We start from the raw sequence: 20,809 nt of genomic DNA on the forward strand, positions 1-20,809 counted from the left end.
ACGCCTTATGCAGTACATCGATAACATTATTTTCCTGATTTTATTAGTGGCGGGATTTGGGCTGTTTGCCAAAAGTCTCCAGAAGATCTACAGAAATATCAGGTTAGGTCACGAAATCAATAGAAACGACAGAAAAGGAGAGCGCTGGGAAACGATGGCCCGTGTAGCCATGGGACAGAGTAAAATGACAGCACGTCCTGTTGCAGGAATTTTACACCTTTTTGTATATGTAGGTTTTGTGATTATTAATATTGAATTAATAGAAATTGTTGTTGATGGAATATTTGGGACCCACCGCTTTTTATCAAGCATTTTCGGGCATACCTTCTATAGTTTCTTTACTGCAACATTAGAAGTGCTGGCACTTTTAGTGGTGGTTGGGGTTGTCATTTTCTTTATCCGTAGAAATTTTTACGGAGTGAAGAGATTGACGATGAAAGAACTTTTCGGTTGGCCAAAAAATGATGCCAATTGGATTTTGATTATTGAATTCGCCTTAATGATGGCTTTCTTTATGATGAATGCTTCAGATTTTATTTTACAATCAAGAGGTGTTTTACCGGAGCACGGAAGTTTCCCGATCAGTGAGATGACGTTTGTTCCGTTCTTAGAAATTTTCAACTTTGATAGCGGATTTTTAATGTTCACAGAAAAAGCTGCATGGTGGTTCCACTTTGTAGGGATTCTTTTCTTCATGAACTATCTTTATTATTCAAAACATTTACATATTATCCTGGCATTTCCAAGTACATGGTATGCCAATCTTGATAAAAAAGGAAAATTCAACAACCTTGAGTCTGTAACAAAGGAGATCAAATTAATGATGGATCCTAATGCAGATCCGTATGCTGCTCCGGCTGAAGGAGCTGAGGCTGATGTCCCTTCTAAATTTGGAGCCGAAGATATTTTTGATCTGAATCAGGTACAATTGCTGAATGCTTATTCATGTACAGAATGCGGACGTTGTACTTCTGTTTGTCCGGCTAATATTACCGGTAAAAAACTTTCTCCGAGATTGATCCTGATGAAAACCAGAGACCGATTGGAAGAAGTAGGACGAAACATTGATCAAAACGGAAAATTCGTTGATGACGGTAAAAAACTGTTGAACGATTATATTACAAAAGAAGAACTTTGGGCTTGTACCACATGTAATGCATGTACGGAAGCCTGTCCGGTATTGCTTGATCCGCTTTCCATTATTTTTGAAATGAGAAGATTCCTGGTGATGGAACAGTCTGCTGCTCCACAGGAACTGAATCTGATGATGACAAACGTGGAAAACAATGCCGCTCCATGGCAGTACAACCAGGCTGACCGTCTGAACTGGGCAAACGAAAATTAATGTAACAATGTAAATAATGTAACGATGTAACAATCATTGGTAAACTGTTACATTGGTATATTGATAAATTTGATTTAGAATGGATTTCACTATAAAAACAATGGCAGAATATGCTGCCGAAGGAAAAGCCCCTGAAGTTTTATTTTGGGTTGGATGTGCGGGAAGTTTTGATGACCGTGCTAAAAAAATTACGAAAGCATTTTGCAAGATATTAAATAAAATAGGAGTTGAATTTGCAGTTCTGGGACAGGAAGAAAGCTGTACCGGAGATCCTGCAAAAAGAGCCGGAAACGAATTTGTATTCCAGATGATGGCACTTACCAATATTGAAGTATTGAATGCTTACGAAGTAAAGAAAATCGTAACGGCTTGTCCGCACTGTTTTAATACCCTTAAAAATGAATATCCAAGCCTTGGCGGACACTTTGATGTGGTACACCATACTCAGTTCCTTAAAACCTTAATGGAAGAAGGAAGACTGAAGATTGAAGGAGGTGCATTCAGAGGGAAAAAAATTACTTTCCATGATCCATGTTATCTGGGACGTGCCAATGACGAATATGAAGCTCCAAGAATGCTTCTGGAGAAACTGGACGCTGAGCTTGTAGAAATGAAACGCTGCAAGACCAATGGTCTTTGCTGTGGAGCAGGTGGTGCACAGATGTTTAAAGAACCTGAAAAAGGAAAGAAAGACATCAATATTGAAAGAACGGAAGAAGCTTTATCTTTTGAACCTAAGGTAATTGCTACAGGGTGCCCTTTCTGTAATACCATGATGACGGATGGTGTAAAACACTTTAACAAAAATACAGAAGTTGCCGTAAAAGATATCGTTGAACTTCTTGCTGAAGCAGAAGATTTATAACTGACATCTTATACAGGTTTATGAAGCTGAAATGGAGACTCTCCTTTTTGTTTATCCTTTCGATACTTGCTCTTCTTACATTCTGGAATTATCAAAACAGAGTATATGATTGGGACATGCCGGGCTATATGGGATGTATGTATACTTCCGAGTTCCCGGATTCTCCTGATAAAGTTCGGATCCTTACGTATGAGGAAATAAAAAAAGAGGCTCCTGCAGAACATTATACGGACATTATCGGAATAAAGCAATGGGACATTCCCAGGCAGTTTTTCGTAAAAAATACACAATCTTTTACAGAACAATTACCCTATTTTCAGATCAAAGTAGGGTATATTCTTGTGATCACCCTGTTTTATAAGCTTGGACTATCATCGCCAATGGCCGTATTGTTTACCAGTCTTATTTCTTACTTTTTTTCAGGAATATTATTATTTTATATTCTAAAACTCCTGTTCCCGAAAAAATACTGGCTTGCTATCGTATTAACCATTGCAGCAATGCTTTTACCACCAATGACGTACATGTCAAGGGTCTCTACGCCGGATATGTTTATTTTTCAGTTTATGCTGATCTTTATTATCGGTTTACTTAAAAAATGGAGCAAATGGGCCATGTTTGTACTTCTATTCGTTATTACCTTTATACGGCCGGATTATATTACATTCACCCTGACATATATTATCGCTGTTTTCTTTTTCCATTATTTTCAGGAAAAGAAAATTGATGTGTCTTTTATTGTACAGGGAATAGTTCTTCTGGTCATGTATCTGGCCATCATTAAGTTTTATCATTATCCGGGATGGAAAGATCTCTTTTATGACACTTTTATCGATAGAAGACCTATTATTTCAACACACCCGATAGACGTTAGTCTAATGGACTATCTCAGTATCATTTACATCAAGATTATTTATTTCAAAAAGGTAACTTTATCCTTAGCCATTATGATTGGAATTATCTTCTGGCGTTCCAAAGATGCATGGGTAAGAATGATTTCCATTCTTTTCGTGGTGAATGTCTATATCAAGTTCTTCTTCTTTCCGCAGTCTGCTGCATTAAGGTTTTTCTTTCCATTCATTTTTCCCCTTTTCATTATGACGCTCTATGTGTTGAGTAAAAAATACAATGATCTTAAACTCGGGAAAATTGCGTAATTTTGTATTTAAGATGATAAGGATATTCAATCAGCGTTAAATTGATGTTCTGGTCAGTGATCAGAATTTATTATACTTGATAAGTCCTTGAAAAATAAATATTTACATTATGAAAATCGAAGAATCTAATATTGTAGAAACCAACGACTACAGAGTCATTATATACCCGGCTTCAAGACCTTTCGAAACAAAAGAAGCAAAAGCCATTACGGAGAAACTATTTGATTTCCTTGCAACGTGGGCTGCTCATGGAAAACCCCTTTCTTCTTCCTTTAAAATTGAGAAGAATCAGTTTATCATCGTGTGTGTGGATGAAGAAAAGGAAATGGCTTCAGGATGCAGCATTGATGCTTTAGGAAAGGTGATGAGAGAAATTGATGAAGAATATCAATTAGGCCTTTTTGATAGGATGAAAGCAAGCTTTGTGGAGAATGGTGAAGTGAAGACTTTAAAATTAATTGATTTTAAAACAAAGTTGAGAAACGGAGAACTTGCAGAAGATATCCAGGTTTTTGACTTCTCTAAAAATACGTATCTTGACTTTTTAAGCCACTTCCTTCTTCCTTTGGAGAAGAGTTGGGCGGCTTCTATAAAATAATCGCTGTAAAGCTGATACAAAAGAATAATCATAAAGTGGAAAATATATTTCCACTTTTTTGTTTTAATGTATATTTGTATAGATTCGAGCAGTGACTAATGCCTAAAGTACTTTTTTTAACGACTTCCCACAGCTATAATGATGACCGTATTTTTTATCATCAGGCGAAAGCTCTTAGAGATAATGGGTATGAAGTGAAAATATGCAGTTTATATGCAGAGTATAAAGGCTATATAGAAGGGATTGAAATAGAATCTTTTGCCATTCTGGAAGAAAGTATAGAAACTAAAATGGAAACTTTCAGTAAAGTTTGCAATACTTTTCATCCCGAATGTATCATTTGTTCTGAACCATTGGCTGTTGTAGCAGTAAAGAAATTTGTAAAAGAGCATAAGATAAGTTGTATCTATGACGTTACAGAATGGTATCCTTCCATGTCAATGCTTCAAAAGTACAGATTTCCGGCTAGCATTTTTCAGGCCATAAAGTTTTCTCTTATTCAGCTATATGCTGGATTTTTAAGTACTCATTTCATTTTTGGAGAAACCACAAAAAAGTTTCCTTTAGCTCATTTTTTTGGCTTTAAAAAACAGATTGTTGTTCCTTATTATCCGGATTCTATTTACATCAATGAAAGTATAAAGCAACTCGATCCGAACGTCATCAAGTTATGCTATACCGGTCAGATTTCTAAAGATAAAGGAATTGAAAATTTCTTTAAGGCAATAGACAGGCTTCGTCAAAAACTGCCTGCACTCCATATCAGGATTCTGATTATTGGCTCAACGGTACAGAAAAGCGATGAATTCTACTTTTCATCATTATTGAAGAGCTATTCTTTTGATGATATTGAGATCAGAAAACCAACAAGTTTTGAAACATTTACAGAAGCATTTGCTGATGCGGATCTATGTTTTGATCTCAGGGAAATTAACTTTGAAAATAACCATTCTCTGCCGATAAAATTGTTTTATTTTATGGGAGCAGGAAAACCCGTCATTTATTCAAATTTGAAAGGAATCCGGAAGCATATGGGAGAGCTTTCGTTTGGTAGCCTGGTAGAGCCTCATAATGCTGAAGAAGTCTCAGAAGTGATCATTAATTATATCAGGAATCCTAAATTGTATCATTCCCACGCACTCAATGCACGAAAAGAATTTAAAGAAAAATATAATTGGGAACTCATAAAAGATTCCTTCGTTGATTTTGTAAAAAAATCTATTGATAAATAATCACCATGCAGCTTACTATCGTTAAAACATTTGTCTCACGCTTTCTTATTCTGATCCTGAGTTTCGGCCTGGTGATCTATTCTACGAATATGTGGGGAAGTGAGGGTAAGGGAACCATTTCTATTGTGGTGGCGAATGCTGCAGCAGTAAGCTTTTTCAGCAGTATCTTTTCCGGAAGCAGTGCGTCTTATTTCGCCTCAAGATTCAAAATAGAAAAGGTTTTATTGTATGCCTATCTGTGGTCTCTTTTGACAGGGCTTTTGATCCCGTTTTTATTCAGTATAGCTTCTATCCAGGGTGAATATCTGTTGTATCTGATCGGAATATCTGTTTTTTCTTCACTTTTATCTACCAATATCAGCTTGTTTATTGGAACACAGAACATTAAAAGATTTAATGTGTATACTGTTTTACAGCAACTGGTCCATATTATCTTTATAGGAATATTGGTGTATGGGTTTGGAAAGAAAGATGTTACTGTGTATTTTCTTGCACAGATTGGCTGTCTGGCGCTTCTTTTCCTCACTAGTTTCTTTCAGATTATCAAAAAATGCAATATTTCTGAAATATCATTCTGTAAAGAGGTAGGAAGAAATATGTTTGAATATGGCTGGAAAACTCAATTGAGTGCTTTTGTTCAGTTTTTGAATTACAGGCTTTCGTTTTATTTCTTAGAATATTTTGAAGGCATCGCCAGTGTTGGAATATTCTCTATCGGAGTTACTTTTTCGGAAGCTATATGGACTATTACCCGCAGTATTGCAGTGATTCTATACTCGGATGTTGTCAATAGTAAAAGCAGGGAAGAATCTATTGAGAAAACCAAACAATCTTTAAAGCTGACCTTTTTTCTGATGATTGGTTTTGTGCTGGGAATCATTATTATACCCTCTCAGGTTTATGAGATGATTTTCGGAAAAGAATTCAGAGATACCAAAGAAATCATGCTCCTTTTATCACCGGGAATTTTTGCTATTGCGCTAAGTGATATGGTGGGACACTACTTTTCAGGAATGAGAGAACTGAAAATTCTTAATGTCAAATCAATTGTAGGCCTTGTGGTTACCGTTGTATTTTCTTTCATTGCAATACCAAGATGGGGAATTATAGGCGCTTGTGTTGCTACTACATCGTCCTATTTTGTTTCTGCTTTTCTGTTGTTCAGAAAGTTTTATAATTCTACTCCGTTTACTTTGAAAGACTATATGATTACAAAAGAAGAAATACAGCTTTTAAGGCAAAAACTTTTAAAGAAATAATTACTTCAGAGCTCCCCTTACCATAATGTCATTTTTCCTATTTTTACATATCTATTAATCCTTTACTATGTGCGGAATCACCGGTTATTATTCATTTCATAAAAGTATTTCCTCAACAAATATTCTGGAAATGAGTCAGGCGATCAAACATCGCGGGCCGGATGATGAAGGATTCTGGTTATACAGTGCTGATCAGGGAATTTCTTTTTCAGGGAATGATTCCACGCAAAAAATTAAAGAACAGTTTCCGGTTTTAAAAGACGGAAATTCTAATATTGCCTTGGGTTTCCGTAGATTATCCATTATTGATCTGTCTGAAAAAGGGCATCAGCCTATGCTCTCAGAAAATGAGCAGATCATCATTACCTTTAACGGAGAGATCTATAATTTTAAAAAATTAAGGAAAGAACTTGAATCTTTAGGGTATTCTTTCCACAGTACTTCAGACACTGAAGTAATTCTCAAAGCCTATCAGGAGTGGGGAAACTCTGCTTTTGCAAAACTGGATGGAATGTTTGCAATCTGTATCGTAGATCTTATCTCACAAAAACTGATATTGGTAAGAGATAGAGTGGGGATGAAACCTCTTTTTTATCATCACAGTAAGGATGGACTGGTTTGGGGATCAGAAATAAAAGCATTACTGAAAAATGAACTGGTAAAAGCTGAAATCAACTGGAATGGAGTCTATACCAATTTTCTTTTTCAGACAACATTGGCTCCGCAAACCTGTTTTCAGCATATTTTTTCCCTGGAACCTGCTTCTTTTATGACTATTGATTTAAAGGATTATAAGATCTCCAAAGAAAAATTCTGGAAATTACCTTCACCACTTTCAAACGATATTTCCGAAGAAGAAGCGGTAAAAAAATTAGATGAACTTCTTTCTGAAAGTATTTCTGAACAATTATATGCGGATGTTCCTGTGGCTATTATGATGAGTGGTGGAATTGATTCGACGTTAATTGCTTCAAAATCAAAACCTTTTAATGCTGATGTTAATACATACACAATCTCTTATCCGTTTTCTGAAGAAGAAGTTACAAATGCCTCTATAGCCGCCAGACATTTTGATGTTTTGCATGAGATAAAAGAGGTGAGTGATGAAGAAGCACTGGAACACCTTAAAGAAAATATCCAGCATTTTGAAGAGCCTTACAGCAGTTTTGAAGTGTTGATCAACGCTGCAAAATACGCTCATGATAAAAACTTTAAAGTTGTATTAAGCGGAAATGGAGCTGATGAACTTTTTGCCGGCTATTCCCATACGCTGAAGCTGAATAAATGGCTTATGATGAGGAATTTCAATTTTGTAAATCCTTTTATTTTTACAAAAGATAAATTTTCACAGCGGGTTAAAAACTATTTTTCCCAAGATCACATGTTTGATTTTTTCAGACAAAGTCAGATCAGTATGAGACCGTTGGAAGTTAAAAGTCTTATAAACCCGGATATCTATAGTAAAATAGATTTACATCTTTCAAAATACCACCTTTCAGAAGCAAAAAACTATGCCGGGTATTTTGAATATGACATGAAATATTCACTTTCCTCCCACCATGTTTTCCGGGATGACCTCAGTGCCATGAAATACAGCGTGGAATTCCGTTATCCTTATCTGAGTAATAGCCTGATAGATTATGTATCTGCACTTCCACAGAATATTAGATTTAATGGAGTTCAGAATAAACCTCTATTACGTAAAACCGCTGAAAAATATCTTCCTCAGGCAGTTTTGAATATGCCTAAAAAAGGATTTTCATTTCCTGTCAGTCATTTCATTAAAAACGAAAAAAGAGTAAGAGACTTTATCGTTGAAAATCTTGAAAGCTTAAAAAAGAGAAATTTCTTTAACGCTGCAGTGATTGATGAGTGGTGGAATCATCAGGAACATGAGTATGATTGGGTGAAAATATGGCAGCTGGTTACCTTTGAGCTATGGTATCAGAAATATTTTGAAGAATAAAGAAGCAGTCTAAAGATTAATATTTTACCTTTGTATTATGATGAAATATTTTTGGGGCATATTGGTTGCAGTTTTCGCACTTATCAGTTGTAAAAATGATGATGATTCTTTGCAGAGAATAGATCAGGAGCTGAATATTTATATGAAAAACAGTGCGGGTCAGGATCTTCTGAACAGTAAACTTACAGGATCTTATACGGGATATTCCGTGAATGATATTTTTGGAACGAAAGATATTTCTCCGGTAAGTATTTCATTAAAAACGTCTCCCGAGTCATTATACTATATGGAATATCTTGCAGGAGCAAAAAGAAGGAGACTGGATTCTATCAGCCCGGATCAACCAGGTACAGGAACTTCTTACCATTCCAAAATGTTAATTACTTTTACAAAGAGTACCAATGTTAGTGATAATGTTACAGGGACATTGGAAGTTCAATATCGTAATACTCCTACGGCTTTTCAGGTTTCAAAGGTTTTGTATGACGGAAATGAAGTGTTTTCAAAAGATGCTGATGCACCTACTTCAATAAATACCGTTACGATCACAAAATAATTTTTAAATTTGTATAATTGTTAGCTTATTATGAGCTAAACATCTAATATTTAACATCTAAATAAAATGTTACAAGTCAATTTTTTGCGCGACAATAAAGAACGCGTTTTAGAAGGTCTTAAGAAAAGACAATTCAAAAATCTTGAGTTGGTAGACGAGGCTATCGCTGCCGACGACGAAAGAAAAAGAATCCAGTTTGAACTAGATTCCCAGCTTTCCGAAATCAACAAAATTTCGAAAGAAATCGGACTTTTGATGAAAGAAGGGAAAAAAGAAGAAGCGGAATCTGCAAAGTCTAAAACAGCACAATACAAAGAGTCGAGCTCAGAATTGAAATCCCAGTTAGAATGCAAAGAAAACGACTTACTGAATATTCTGTACCTGCTTCCCAATATTCCGAATGAATTGGTAAAAAGCGGAGCTTCTGCTGATGATAACGAAATCATTTTCCAGTCTCATCCGGTAGAAGGTCTTGGTGAAGGAGCTATTCCTCACTGGGAACTGGCGAAAAAGTACAACCTTATTGATTTTGAATTAGGGGTTAAAATTGCCGGTGCAGGTTTCCCTGTGTATTTAGGGAAAGGGGCAAGATTACAAAGAGCTTTGGTTCAGTATTTCTTAGATAAAAACGTAGAAAAAGGATATACAGAAGTAAATCCTCCTCACGTTGTCAACGAAGCATCTGGTTTTGGAACCGGGCAGCTGCCGGATAAAGAAGGACAGATGTATTATATCAATGAAGATAAATTATACCTGATTCCTACTGCTGAAGTGCCTGTAACAAACCTTTACCGCGATGTATTATTTGACGAGAAAGATCTTCCGATTAAGAATACAGCCTTCTCTCAGTGCTACAGAAGAGAAGCGGGAAGCTATGGTGCTCACGTAAGAGGATTGAACCGCCTTCACCAGTTTGAAAAAGTAGAAATCGTAAGAATTGAAAAACCGGAAAATTCTTACGCTGTTTTGGAAGAAATGGTAGAGCATATCAAAGAAATCCTTACCGATCTTGAACTTCCGTTCAGAGTTTTAAGGCTTTGCGGTGGTGATACAGGTTTTGGATCTGCAATGACTTATGATTTTGAAGTTTGGAGTGCCGCTCAGGAAATGTGGCTGGAAGTAAGCTCTGTTTCGAATTATGAAACATTCCAGGCCAATAGACTGAAATGCCGTTATAAGGGAGATGGTAAATCTCAGTTGGTTCATACCTTAAACGGATCAGCAATGGCATTACCAAGAATTATGGCCGCATTGCTGGAGAATAACCAGACTACAGAAGGAATTAAGCTTCCTAAGAAGATTGCAGAATATGCGAGATTTGATGTTATTAACTAAGAGAATCTTTTGATTAAGTATATAAAAAACCACCGATCTCCGGTGGTTTTTGTTTTTTATTCTGTAACGATGGTAATCTTTTTATCTTCGTTTTTGAGTTTTGTATCTTTATCATAAATGGCTTTCAGATCATAGTCTATTCTTATGGAATGGTCGTCAATCTGTTTTACCCAGTCATGTTTACCTGAAATGGATTTTATTTTATTTTCAAATTTTAAGGTTGTACCAATATTTTTGAAAAACATTACCATCATACCGGCTACTTTCTCAGCTTCTTCCTTTGAACTTTTGGTCTTTACAGCCTCTTCAATACTTCTAAGATTAAAATTTTCTGTATCAATAGTGAGCGTTTTTCCATCCCAGTTATTGTAAATATTTTGATCTAAAGGGATTTTTTCAGTCTTTGTAAAACTTTTCAAAACCAAATAATCTTCGGGAGTAAAATGTTCCATTTTAAAAGAAAATCCTGCCAGCTTGTTATCCTCCTTTGTGGATTTCATGAAAACTTTTTTCATGATTCTGATGGAGTCCGGATTTTCGGTTTTTAACTTTCCTTCCTTTTTGGCAAGATCATACATGCTTGTCCAGGTAGTCGGAAGCCTGTCCATTTCCCCAAATTCCTTCTGCTTTAATGAATCCGGTGTCATCGCCATCATTTCAGCCATAAACTCTCTTGTATCAATATCGGTGACAGAAGAGGAGGCCGCATCTTTATGATAGACAATTTCAGAATTGATACTGCAGGATTGCAGTATAAAAAGACTGATCAGAAATAAGATGATGGTTTTCTTCATGATAAATTTAAATACAAATTAATGGCAGTTAACAGCTCCGTTCGGATCTTTAATAATTGTCATAGCTTCCGCTTTCGGAGAAACATACGGTATTCCCAGCTCAAGACCCCTCAGAATGAATAATCCTCCCAAAATAATCATGATTACCGGAACGGCTTTTAAAACTTTTACTCTGAAGGCCTGATTCATCAGATTTCCGGCCAGAACGATAGCAAACATGAACGGAAGGGTTCCCAAACCAAATAAAGCCATATACAAAGCTCCCTGCCATATTCCTCCACCTGCGAGGCTGGCGGTAAGCGCCATATACACCATTCCGCATGGTAAAAAACCATTTAATAAGCCTGTTGTAAATCTTGAACGGTAATCTGCTTTCTGAAGAAGTTTTCCCAGGTTCATTTTTACGCTGTACAGAAATTTGGAGAGAAAAGGAATTTTTGAAGCAAAATCCTTTCCGCCAAATGAAAATACAGCCATAATAATCAGGAGAACTCCTGCAGTAATGGTCAGATATTTCTGGAAGCCTGCCATTTCAAATCCCTGTCCGATAATTCCGAGAAGTGCACCCAATAATGAATAGGTGAAAATTCTTCCGAATTGATAAGTAAGGTTCTGAAGATAGAAATTGGCAGCCTGTTTTTTGGTTAATCCCATCGATAATGCAATAGGTCCGCACATTCCGATACAGTGAAATCCGGAAGCAAAGCCTAAAGCAATAGCCGATACAATAAGTCCTATTTCCATATCACATCATAATCCATTCGGTAGTCTGTTTTATCTTTTGTCCAGCTTAATCTTAAGGTGTAGTTTCCTACTTTCAATACCTGTGCAGGAATTGTGAAAGACTGGCTGGCATCAAGCTGAACAGATTTTTTAATGTCTAAATTCTGGTCGTCGGTTCTGTTTAAAACAAATTTTACCGTAGTATTGGAGTTATTATATTCTTTTGGAAAAGTGATTGTAATGCCTTTGGTATCCTGGCTGTATGCAGGTTTTTCCTGAAGATCATCTGCTTTTTTCTTAGCATCAATCACGTCCTGGTACTTCAACTCTTCTTCGTAATAATTATCGGTTACCATTTCAGAGTTCTTCTGCCCGTTCGGGAAAAGAAACATCATGGATAATATAAAAACTATAAATGCTAATAATGCAATTACAACACCGTGTCCCCAACTAAAGTTCTTCATTCTTTTCTAATTAAAATTGCAGTTTAAAAGGTCCTTCAAAATAAGTCTGGTATGAATCAATCAGTTTACCTTTCATATCATAAACACCGATAGTAATATTCTGTTTAGAGAGTTTCATATCATTTTCCGGGAAGCTGATATTGATGGTTCCCTTGGAAATTTTATCTCTGTCTACCTGAATCTTACTCGATGCACTATAGGTAATTTCACCATGTGCCGGATCTATCACTTTGATGGTAACGATTTTTTTCTCGTTCGTTTTATTAAGGAATGTATAATTATAAGTGTTGGTAATTTTACCGTCTCTCACAAAGAATGTACTTCCCGCAGGTTTGATGAATTTAGCCTCCATCTCACCACGGCTGTAAAGAAGATATCCTAAGAATCCTACAAGAAGGAACAGGAATACTGAGAAACCTTTCATTCTTCCTGTAAACTTGAACTGAGTTTCTTTTTCAATTTCGTTTTCAGAAGCATAGCGGATCAATCCTTTTGGAAGACCTACTTTTTCCATTACTTCATCACAGGCATCAATACATGCTGTACAGTTGATACATTCCAGCTGTTGTCCGTCTCTGATGTCAATTCCGGTAGGGCATACCACTACACACTGGTGGCAATCGATACAATCTCCTTTTCCGGCAGCTTTTCTGTCTTCACCTTTTCTCCATTTAGATCTGTTTTCTCCTCTTTTGAAATCATAGAATACATTGATGGTATCCTTATCGATCAAGACACCCTGAAGTCTTCCGTAAGGACAAACCAATGTACAAACCTGCTCTCTGAACCATGCAAATACAAAGTAAAATGCAGCGGTAAGAAGAATCATTACAATAAAATTGGTAGGATGTGCAAATGGTCCTTCACCAACAATTTTAAATACTTCTTCATATCCTACAATATACATGAACATGAAGTGAGTGATCACCAATGAAATGATAATATAAACAGTCCATTTCAAACTTCTTTTCCAGATCTTTTCACTGTTCCACTCCTGTCTGTCCAGCTTCATCTGCTTATTTCGGTCTCCTTCAATCAGATATTCGATTTTACGGAAGATCGATTCCATAAAAATTGTCTGAGGGCAAATCCACCCGCAGAAAATTCTTCCGAACGCAATCGTAAAAACAATAATAAAGATTAAAGAGGCGATAGCACCCAAAGTAAGGATAAAGAAGTCCTGTGGATAGAAAGGCTGTCCAAAGATGAAAAACTCCCTGTCTATTACATTAAACATCAACAATGGGTTGCCATTGATTTTAATGAATGGTAATGTAAAATAAACAATTAATAAAAGGTAACTTACAATGTTTCTGTAGTTGGTATATTTCCCTTTTGGTTTCCTTGGAAATACCCATCTTCTTTTTCCGGATTGCTCCATTGTCCCTATAGAATCTCTATAAGTCTCAGGGTCCAGAACCTGTCCCTGTCCGCCGCGTACTTCTATTTCTTCTATGTCTGACATATGTAATAGGTTTTAAAAAAGAAAAAACATAATTCGTTACTATTTTAATCTAATAACAAATTATGTTTCTTCATATATTTTCTAATTTTTTTAAATTATTCTTTTTCCCAATGTGCTTCAGTTCCTTGAGGAGCTGCTCCTCCCTGAGCTGGAGTCACTGGTGGTTGTTCCTGGTTGATGTGATATACATACGCTGCAATCTTCTCAATCTCTGCACCTGAAACTTCTCCGTTTTTACCGAATGCTCTCATCGCAGGGTTAGTAGGAGAACCATTCCAGTCCATATGGAATACGTTTTTGAATAACGTTTTCTCAGGCTGGTTGATCCAGTAGTTATCAGTAAGGTTAGGTCCGATACCTCCACTACCGTCTTCTTTGTGACAAGATGCACAGTTTGTTTTGAATAATTCTTTACCTTCTGCAATATTATCCGCTGAATACTTAGCGGTTTCAATAGTTACAGGAGGCTGAGATTTCTGATATTCTTCAATACTTGCCAACTGTTCTTTATATTCTTTTTCATATTCGGTTAACGGGTGAGCGAAGTCTGTGAAAGAGTATGCTGCAATATATACAATACAAAAAGCGGTCCCAAAATAGAATAAACCTACCCACCATTTCGGTAATTGGTTATCCAACTCCATGATTCCATCGAAACCGTGGTCGATAAGGATATCCTTTTCTTCAGAAGCAGATTGCTTTTTGAATGCACTTTGGTACAATCTTTTGAAATAAGGAACTTTCTTTTCGGCTAAATAAGCTGCCTTTTCTTCAGGAGATAATTTCTTGAATTTGTTGTTCTCGATAAGGTCTCCGATTGCTCCATGAATGTAAGCAAGGATCCCGGCGATTACAACAGTTCCCCAGAAGTAAGGTGAAGAAAGGAACGCGTAGCTCTGTACAAATAAATAATAAAAAACTATTAAAAGTCCGATTATTATTAAGATGTTTATAACAACAGGTGTTCTTTGTTTCATAAAAAATAGTTTAATTTTTTAAATTAAAATCGTCATCTTCATCATCCCCAAGAGGTGCCTCTTCTTCTTCTTTGTAATATTTTTTAGGTCTGCTAAAAACATAGATTACCAAAGCGATGAAGAACAGCATAAAGAAAATCAGAGCCAGCGTCTGGTAGAAACCAGCGTTTTCTGTATTGGATAATATATCTTTAAAATTCTGAGGAATCATAGTATGAACCTTTTAATGTTTTTTAGTTATTACTTGCTGTTTTGATTTCAGTTGTTTTGATATCAGTACCTAATCTCTGAAGATAAGAAATAAGAGCTACAATTTCTTTTTTCTCTAGTTCTCCCTGAGGTCTCTTAGCATACGCCTGCTTAAGGTCATTAGCTTCAGAGAAGATATCTTTCACAATTTTTGCCGATTGGTTGTTAGCCCATTTATCCGCAGAATCGATTTCAGCCTTAGTATAAGGTACATCGAATACATTCTTCATCAGCTTCATTTTGTCTACCATCTTAGTTCTGTCTAAGTCAGTAGCAATTAACCATGGGTAACGAGGCATGATAGAACCTGCAGAAGTAGATCTTGGGTTGTACATGTGCTTGTAGTGCCAAGAACTTGGGTTTTTACCACCTTCTCTATGTAAATCCGGCCCTGTTCTCTTAGAACCCCATAGGAATGGTCTGTCGTATACGAATTCTCCAGCTTTGGAGTATTGTCCGTTTTTACCGTTGAATCTTGTAATCTCATCTCTGAACGGTCTGATCATCTGAGAGTGACAAGCGTTACATCCTTCACGGATATAGATATCTCTACCTTCAAGTTCCAGCGGTGAATAAGGCTTCACAGCAGAAATCGTAGGTACACTTTTCTTAAGCGATAGTGTAGGGATGATTTCAATTGAACTACCGATTGATATCGTGATGAAAGATAAGATACCTAATAATACCGGAGTTCTTTCCAGCCAAAGGTGAGTACCTTCTCCTTCTTTTCTGTTTTTACTGATGTTTGCCAACGCTGGAGCTTCAGCAGGAACTTCTTTCTGGAATGATCCTTTTCTTACTGTAGCGATTATGTTTACAATCATCAGGATAGATCCTGAGATATAGAATAAACCTCCTACGAATCTCATTTTGAAGTAAGGAATAATTGCCGTTACCGTATCCAACCAGTTTTTCCATAATAAGGTTCCATCCGGGTTGAATTGTTTCCACATTAATCCTTGTGTAAATCCTGAAATATACATTGGAACTGCATAGAAGATAATTCCTAAAGTACCTAACCAGAAATGCCAGTTAGCTAATTTTACAGACCAAAGTTTTGTTCTCCACATAATTGGTACCAGATAATAGATAACCCCGAATGCCATGAAACCATTCCATCCAAGAGCTCCTAAGTGTACGTGACCGATAACCCAGTCTGTAAAGTGACCAATTTTGTTGATGTTTTTAGTTGCCAAAAGCGGTCCTTCAAACGTTGCCATACCATAACAGGTAACAGCTACTACGAAGAACTTAAGGATAGGATTTTCTCTTACTTTATCCCAAGCTCCTCTCAGCGTAAGAAGACCATTTAACATACCTCCCCAAGATGGTGCAATAAGCATGATAGAGAACCCTGTTCCTACCGCCTGAGCCCAAGCTGGAAGAGCTGTATACTGAAGGTGGTGAGGACCAGCCCAGATATATACGAAAATTAATGACCAGAAGTGAATAATAGACAGCTTATAAGAGAATACCGGTCTGTCTGCAGCCTTCGGAAGGAAGTAATACATTAAACCTAGAACCGGAGTTGTCAATACGAATGCAACCGCATTGTGTCCATACCACCACTGTACAATCGCATCTTTTACCCCTGCATATGCTGAATAAGATTTCCAGCCTGTGAAAGATAAAGGTACTTCAAGGTTGTTGAAGATGTGAAGCATTGCTACTGCAATCCAGGTACCGATATAGAACCAGATAGCTACGTAAAGGTGTCTTACTCTTCTCTTAGAAATAGTCAGGAACATATTGATACCAAAAATGATCCATGAGAATGCGATCAATATGTCGATCGGCCACTCGTGTTCAGCATATTCCTTAGAGGTATTGATCCCCATAAAGAAGGTAACGAACGTAGCAACGATCATAAACTGCCAGGTCCAGAAATGTAACCAAGACAAGGTGTCACTGTACATTCTTGTTTTTAATAATCTCTGTAATGAGTAATAAATACCCGTGTAAACAATGTTACAAACGAATGCAAAGATTACGGTGTTGGTGTGCAGCATTCTGATTCTACCAAAACCAAATGCACCATGAGTGTTTATTAACCCCTCAATATTACCAGATGCCAAACTTTTAATGGTTGTGTCATCCGTCCCGAAAAAGAATTCAGGTAATTCCGGGTAGAAAAGCATTAATGCCGCCGTAAGCCCGAACGTAAATCCAATGAGACCGAAAACTAAGGTCGCATAAAGGAACGCACGGACAATACTATTGTCATAACTAAACTTCTGTGTTTCCATATCAACTATTCACTATTTTTCTCAATTTTTATTATTTTCTCCTATTTCTTTCTCGTCTTTATTTTTGTCGCCTGTTTCATCATTTTCTTTGACTTTTTCATCATCGAAAAGAATTCTGACAGCAGGAGATTCATCATCCTCAAACTGTCCTTTTCGGGCATACACTATAAATACGACCAAGAAAATCGCAGCTAAAGAAACACTGCAGAGGATCATTAAATATAGAATATCCATTGGACAACAAAATTAACCTATTTTCGGGGTTCAAATTTAGTGAAAAATAATGACATTCATCACGAAATGCCGATTTCAGCTAATTTAAAATCAGTCTAAATAAGGGCTTTTACGCCTGTTTTTTGAAATGTTTACGACCTAATATCCAGGTTGAAAGTGTAGTAAAGGTAACCACCGTAATCGAACTGATTGGCATGATGATTGCAGCGAAGAGCGGATGCATATGCCCTGTAACAGCGTAACTTAAACCAACAATATTGTACAGAAAACTGATTATAAATGTCATTTTCACAATGGTAATAGAACCCTTACAAACGTTCAGGTAATTGTCCAGAGTAACCACTTTATCTCCATTCATAATCACATCAGAAGATGGGGTAAAACTGTTCGTATCGTCAGCAATAGCAATTCCTACATTACTTTGTTTTAAAGCACCTGCATCATTAAGACCGTCTCCAAGCATTGCAACTTTTAAGTGTTGATCCTGAAGGGATTTGATGTAGTTTAACTTATCTTCCGGGCTCTGGTTAAAGGCCATTCCTTTGTAATTAGGGATAAGCTCTTTAAGCTGATTTTCTTCTGAGGAATTGTCTCCGCTCAGAATAAATATTTTATAATTGGTAAGTTTAGTGAAAAGTTCTTTCAGCTTCGGACGGTATTCATTCTTAAAGATGAATTTTCCTAAATATTCTCCGTTTTTGCTGATATAAACCGCTGTTTCAAGGTTTTTAGGCTCCTGGTTGTTGTAGCGGGCAGAACCAATTTTATACAGATTTCCTCTTACACTGGCCTCATATCCTTTTCCTGAAATTTCAACAAATTTCTCTACCGGGAAATACTCATCGTTCACTTCAATGAATTCGTACAATGATTTTGAAAGCGGGTGGTTGGAGTTCTTTAATAATGTTTTAATATTCAGAGAATCAAATTCATTGATCTCGGAACCTTCGTATTTTATATTTGATTTTTTTCTGTGGGTAATGGTTCCTGTTTTATCAAAAACAATCGTGTCCAGCTTAGCAATTTTTTCAATCGTTAAAGTATCTTTTACATAGAACTTATTTCGACCTAAAATCCTCATAATGTGACCGAAAGTGAACGGTGCAGATAACGCAAGCGCACAAGGACATGCAATGATCAGAATGGCTGAAATAACCTGGAACATCTTCTCCAGATCAATAAATGCCCAATAAGTTCCAGCAACAAGAGCAATACCTAAAATGATGAATGTGAAGTATTTACTGATGTTGTTGGTTAACGTATCAAGTCCGGTTTCATGTTTCTTGAATGCTTCCTTGTTCCAAAGCTGAGTAAGGTAACTCTGGTCTACATCTTTGATAACTTCCAGTTCCAGAGATGATCCTATCTGCTTACCTCCTGCAAAAATTTTATCACCAGGCTGTTTGCTGATACTTTCACTTTCTCCTGTAATGAAACTGTTGTCAATATTTCCTTCTCCGTTGATCAGAATAGCATCTACCGGAATGATTTCCTGGTTTCTAACCAGAATTCGGTCTCCTACTTTTACCTCTGAAAGAAGAATGTTATCCTGTTTTCCTTCGAAGTCTACTTTCGTTACAGCAATCGGGTAGAAAGATTTGTAATCTCTGTCGTAGGAAAGAGCACTGTATGTTCTTTTCTGGAAAATTTTCCCGAGAAGCATAAAGAATAACAACCCGCAAAGAGTGTCGAAATATCCTGGCCCATAATCTGTTACGACTTCGTAGATACTTCTTCCGTAGAGAACAAAAATTCCTAAGACAATCGGAACATCAATGTTGACGATTTTATTTTTTAGACCGTACCAGGCGGATTTATAATAGTCTGAAGCTGAATAAAATACAACAGGAGTTGCCAGGAGGAATATTAAAGTTCTGAATAAGCCTCTGTAATGTTCCATCCAATAATCTTCCCCTCCTATATATTCGGGAAAGGCAAGGAACATTCCGTTTCCAAAAGCAAACGCTGCAATGGCAAACTTTACCAGTAAAGATTTGTCAAGGTGATCTTCATTTTTATCAGCGGTTTCTAAGCTGATAACAGGTTTGTACCCAAGATTGGTTAAGAATTTAGCGAGTTCGCTTAATTTCAGATCGTTATGGTTGAAGGAGATCTGTAAGGTCTTTCTTGTGAAGTTAACCTGTGAATATTTAATATGTTTGTTTAATGTATGAAGGCTTTCCAATAGCCAGATACATGAAGAACAATGAATGACAGGGATTTTGAAAGTCACAAGACTAGTGCTTCCTTCAGAAAAATCAGTGACTTTTTCAAAGATTTCCGGTGTGTCCAGATAATCAAATTGAGAAGAATTTTCATCATTCGGACGAATCCCTGCTCCTTTATTAAGCTCGTAGAAATTGCCTAAATGATTTAAATTTAGAATCTCGTAAACAGACTTACATCCATTACAACAGAAAGTCTTTTCATCAAATAAAATTCTCTCTTTTTCTATCCCTTGACCACAATGAAAACAGTTCTCGCTCACCCCATAAAATATTGAACTACAAAATTATAACAAATTTTTTTGTTTATCGCGTTAAAAAGTTCTATTTTTGTGATAAATATCATATAAAATGCCGCAGGAACAACAGATAGCAATTGAAGAGAGGTTCGCCAGAGTTTTTAATGATAAATCATTTAAAGAAAGACTTTCTAGCGCAGATTTTGAAAAATACATTAATGGCAAAAAGAAACTGAGTTTTCAGAAACATGATACCATTTTCGAGGATGGCGAAACTCCAAAAGGAGTGTTTGTTCTGGAAAAAGGGGCTGCCAAACTTTCGAAATCAGGAGCGTTCGGTAAAGATCAGATTTTAAGATTTATCAAAGAAGGAGATATCATCGGCTATCGTTCTTTGCTTTGCGGGGAAAATTTCCAGGCCAAAGCGGAAGCAATGACAGATATTGAATGTGTATTCTTACCTGCAGATATCTTTATGTATCTTCTGGAAGTAGATCCACAGTTGTCTTTCGTAATGCTTCAGAAAATCTCATACGAATTAGGAGAATCTTCCAATACCATCACTTTCCTTGCACAAAAAACCGTAAGAGAAAGACTGGCAGAAATTCTTTTGCTTTTGGAACAGAAACTGGGAGTAGATCCTGAAGGCTTTATCAAGATTTCCTTAACGAGAGAAGAAATTGCCAATATCATCGGTACTGCTACAGAAAGTGCCATCCGTCTGATCTCGGAATTCAAACAGGATAGCCTGATTGAAGTAGATGGAAGAAATATCAAGATTTTAAATCACGACAAACTCATGAAACTCGGTCACGTAGTTTTATAAATCATACAAAAACTTAAGTCGGCTCAAGGCCGACTTTTTAACTTTTAAAAATAG

General features: G+C 36.6%; 19 protein-coding genes. 10 read left to right on the plus strand and 9 right to left on the minus strand.

The annotated features are described in order from the left end of the window. The first annotated feature begins 7 nt into the window (after window positions 1-7). From RAH34_RS15315 to serS, 9 genes are all read left to right on the plus strand, one after another. A complete protein-coding gene (locus tag RAH34_RS15315) occupies window positions 8-1,345 on the plus strand; it encodes a (Fe-S)-binding protein (protein ID WP_306596688.1) in 1,338 nt (445 codons plus the stop codon). Window positions 1,346-1,424: 79 nt separating this feature from the next. After that, window positions 1,425-2,210: a (Fe-S)-binding protein gene (locus RAH34_RS15320; RefSeq protein WP_034692631.1), complete on the plus strand. Its 786-nt coding sequence runs from the start codon at window positions 1,425-1,427 to the stop codon at window positions 2,208-2,210. A 20-nt stretch (window positions 2,211-2,230) separates the two neighbouring features. Then, window positions 2,231-3,367 (plus strand): hypothetical protein, encoded by a 1,137-nt coding sequence (locus RAH34_RS15325; RefSeq protein ID WP_306596689.1) that lies wholly within the window; start codon window positions 2,231-2,233, stop codon window positions 3,365-3,367. Window positions 3,368-3,476: 109 nt separating this feature from the next. Then, a complete protein-coding gene (locus RAH34_RS15330) occupies window positions 3,477-3,965 on the plus strand; it encodes a hypothetical protein (protein ID WP_034692627.1) in 489 nt (162 codons plus the stop codon). Window positions 3,966-4,063: 98 nt separating this feature from the next. Beyond that, a complete protein-coding gene (locus RAH34_RS15335; RefSeq protein ID WP_306596690.1) occupies window positions 4,064-5,197 on the plus strand; it encodes a glycosyltransferase in 1,134 nt (377 codons plus the stop codon). 5 nt (window positions 5,198-5,202) lie between these two features. Continuing rightward, complete coding sequence (locus tag RAH34_RS15340) at window positions 5,203-6,456, plus strand: lipopolysaccharide biosynthesis protein (protein WP_306596691.1); 1,254 nt, start codon at window positions 5,203-5,205, stop codon at window positions 6,454-6,456. A 67-nt stretch (window positions 6,457-6,523) separates the two neighbouring features. Continuing rightward, window positions 6,524-8,422, plus strand: a complete 1,899-nt coding sequence (asnB, locus tag RAH34_RS15345) for an asparagine synthase (glutamine-hydrolyzing) (RefSeq protein WP_306596692.1) — start codon at window positions 6,524-6,526, stop codon at window positions 8,420-8,422. Window positions 8,423-8,459: 37 nt separating this feature from the next. Further along, window positions 8,460-8,978 carry a hypothetical protein gene (locus RAH34_RS15350; protein ID WP_114821641.1) on the plus strand — a complete coding sequence of 173 codons (519 nt, stop codon included), beginning with the start codon at window positions 8,460-8,462 and terminating at the stop codon, window positions 8,976-8,978. 66 nt (window positions 8,979-9,044) lie between these two features. Beyond that, complete coding sequence (gene serS / locus RAH34_RS15355) at window positions 9,045-10,313, plus strand: serine--tRNA ligase (protein WP_306596693.1); 1,269 nt, start codon at window positions 9,045-9,047, stop codon at window positions 10,311-10,313. A 56-nt stretch (window positions 10,314-10,369) separates the two neighbouring features. Here serS and RAH34_RS15360 read toward each other — a convergent pair whose 3' ends face one another. The 9 genes from RAH34_RS15360 to RAH34_RS15400 all read right to left on the minus strand — a co-directional run bounded on the left by RAH34_RS15360 (window position 10,370) and on the right by RAH34_RS15400 (window position 19,953). Continuing rightward, window positions 10,370-11,107 (minus strand): hypothetical protein, encoded by a 738-nt coding sequence (locus RAH34_RS15360; protein WP_114821643.1) that lies wholly within the window; start codon window positions 11,105-11,107, stop codon window positions 10,370-10,372. 18 nt (window positions 11,108-11,125) lie between these two features. Continuing rightward, window positions 11,126-11,851 (minus strand): sulfite exporter TauE/SafE family protein, encoded by a 726-nt coding sequence (locus tag RAH34_RS15365; protein WP_034692613.1) that lies wholly within the window; start codon window positions 11,849-11,851, stop codon window positions 11,126-11,128. Continuing rightward, window positions 11,842-12,294, minus strand: coding sequence for a FixH family protein (locus tag RAH34_RS15370; RefSeq protein ID WP_114821645.1), 453 nt, complete (start codon window positions 12,292-12,294; stop codon window positions 11,842-11,844). The genes RAH34_RS15365 and RAH34_RS15370 overlap by 10 nt, the downstream gene beginning before the upstream one ends. Window positions 12,295-12,304: 10 nt before the next feature. Beyond that, entirely contained in the window at window positions 12,305-13,759 is a 1,455-nt protein-coding gene (gene ccoG, locus RAH34_RS15375) for a cytochrome c oxidase accessory protein CcoG (RefSeq protein ID WP_306596694.1), read from the minus strand. Window positions 13,760-13,854: 95 nt separating this feature from the next. Then, the gene (locus tag RAH34_RS15380; protein ID WP_306596695.1) at window positions 13,855-14,736 is read right to left on the minus strand and encodes a cbb3-type cytochrome c oxidase N-terminal domain-containing protein; all 882 of its coding nucleotides are present in this window, start codon (window positions 14,734-14,736) and stop codon (window positions 13,855-13,857) included. 10 nt (window positions 14,737-14,746) lie between these two features. After that, entirely contained in the window at window positions 14,747-14,947 is a 201-nt protein-coding gene (locus RAH34_RS15385) for a cbb3-type cytochrome c oxidase subunit 3 (protein WP_002983870.1), read from the minus strand. Between the two features lie 22 nt (window positions 14,948-14,969). Further along, on the minus strand, window positions 14,970-17,231 hold the full coding sequence (gene ccoN / locus RAH34_RS15390) for a cytochrome-c oxidase, cbb3-type subunit I (RefSeq protein ID WP_306596696.1): 2,262 nt from the start codon (window positions 17,229-17,231) through the stop codon (window positions 14,970-14,972). Between the two features lie 21 nt (window positions 17,232-17,252). Continuing rightward, entirely contained in the window at window positions 17,253-17,465 is a 213-nt protein-coding gene (gene ccoS / locus RAH34_RS15395; protein ID WP_034692599.1) for a cbb3-type cytochrome oxidase assembly protein CcoS, read from the minus strand. Between the two features lie 109 nt (window positions 17,466-17,574). Continuing rightward, window positions 17,575-19,953, minus strand: coding sequence for a heavy metal translocating P-type ATPase metal-binding domain-containing protein (locus RAH34_RS15400; RefSeq protein ID WP_306596697.1), 2,379 nt, complete (start codon window positions 19,951-19,953; stop codon window positions 17,575-17,577). 88 nt (window positions 19,954-20,041) lie between these two features. Here RAH34_RS15400 and RAH34_RS15405 point away from each other — a divergent pair, with 88 nt between their 5' ends. Further along, entirely contained in the window at window positions 20,042-20,755 is a 714-nt protein-coding gene (locus RAH34_RS15405; RefSeq protein WP_034692595.1) for a Crp/Fnr family transcriptional regulator, read from the plus strand. The last annotated feature ends 54 nt before the right edge of the window (window positions 20,756-20,809 follow it).

It is taken from the genome of Chryseobacterium sp. WLY505, from assembly GCF_030846215.1.
Classification (GTDB): domain Bacteria; phylum Bacteroidota; class Bacteroidia; order Flavobacteriales; family Weeksellaceae; genus Chryseobacterium.

Excerpts from the sequence above, each read along its gene's own strand:
- RAH34_RS15315 (WP_306596688.1), top strand. The coding sequence starts at position 8 with ATGCAGTACATCGATAACATTATTTTCCTGATTTTATTAGTGGCGGGA.
- RAH34_RS15320 (WP_034692631.1), top strand. The coding sequence starts at position 1,425 with ATGGATTTCACTATAAAAACAATGGCAGAATATGCTGCCGAAGGAAAA.
- RAH34_RS15325 (WP_306596689.1), top strand. The coding sequence starts at position 2,231 with ATGAAGCTGAAATGGAGACTCTCCTTTTTGTTTATCCTTTCGATACTT.
- RAH34_RS15330 (WP_034692627.1), top strand. The coding sequence starts at position 3,477 with ATGAAAATCGAAGAATCTAATATTGTAGAAACCAACGACTACAGAGTC.
- RAH34_RS15335 (WP_306596690.1), top strand. The coding sequence starts at position 4,064 with ATGCCTAAAGTACTTTTTTTAACGACTTCCCACAGCTATAATGATGAC.
- RAH34_RS15340 (WP_306596691.1), top strand. The coding sequence starts at position 5,203 with ATGCAGCTTACTATCGTTAAAACATTTGTCTCACGCTTTCTTATTCTG.
- asnB (WP_306596692.1), top strand. The coding sequence starts at position 6,524 with ATGTGCGGAATCACCGGTTATTATTCATTTCATAAAAGTATTTCCTCA.
- RAH34_RS15350 (WP_114821641.1), top strand. The coding sequence starts at position 8,460 with ATGATGAAATATTTTTGGGGCATATTGGTTGCAGTTTTCGCACTTATC.
- serS (WP_306596693.1), top strand. The coding sequence starts at position 9,045 with ATGTTACAAGTCAATTTTTTGCGCGACAATAAAGAACGCGTTTTAGAA.
- RAH34_RS15360 (WP_114821643.1), bottom strand. The coding sequence starts at position 11,107 with ATGAAGAAAACCATCATCTTATTTCTGATCAGTCTTTTTATACTGCAA.
- RAH34_RS15365 (WP_034692613.1), bottom strand. The coding sequence starts at position 11,851 with ATGGAAATAGGACTTATTGTATCGGCTATTGCTTTAGGCTTTGCTTCC.
- RAH34_RS15370 (WP_114821645.1), bottom strand. The coding sequence starts at position 12,294 with ATGAAGAACTTTAGTTGGGGACACGGTGTTGTAATTGCATTATTAGCA.
- ccoG (WP_306596694.1), bottom strand. The coding sequence starts at position 13,759 with ATGTCAGACATAGAAGAAATAGAAGTACGCGGCGGACAGGGACAGGTT.
- RAH34_RS15380 (WP_306596695.1), bottom strand. The coding sequence starts at position 14,736 with ATGAAACAAAGAACACCTGTTGTTATAAACATCTTAATAATAATCGGA.
- RAH34_RS15385 (WP_002983870.1), bottom strand. The coding sequence starts at position 14,947 with ATGATTCCTCAGAATTTTAAAGATATATTATCCAATACAGAAAACGCT.
- ccoN (WP_306596696.1), bottom strand. The coding sequence starts at position 17,231 with ATGGAAACACAGAAGTTTAGTTATGACAATAGTATTGTCCGTGCGTTC.
- ccoS (WP_034692599.1), bottom strand. The coding sequence starts at position 17,465 with ATGGATATTCTATATTTAATGATCCTCTGCAGTGTTTCTTTAGCTGCG.
- RAH34_RS15405 (WP_034692595.1), top strand. The coding sequence starts at position 20,042 with ATGCCGCAGGAACAACAGATAGCAATTGAAGAGAGGTTCGCCAGAGTT.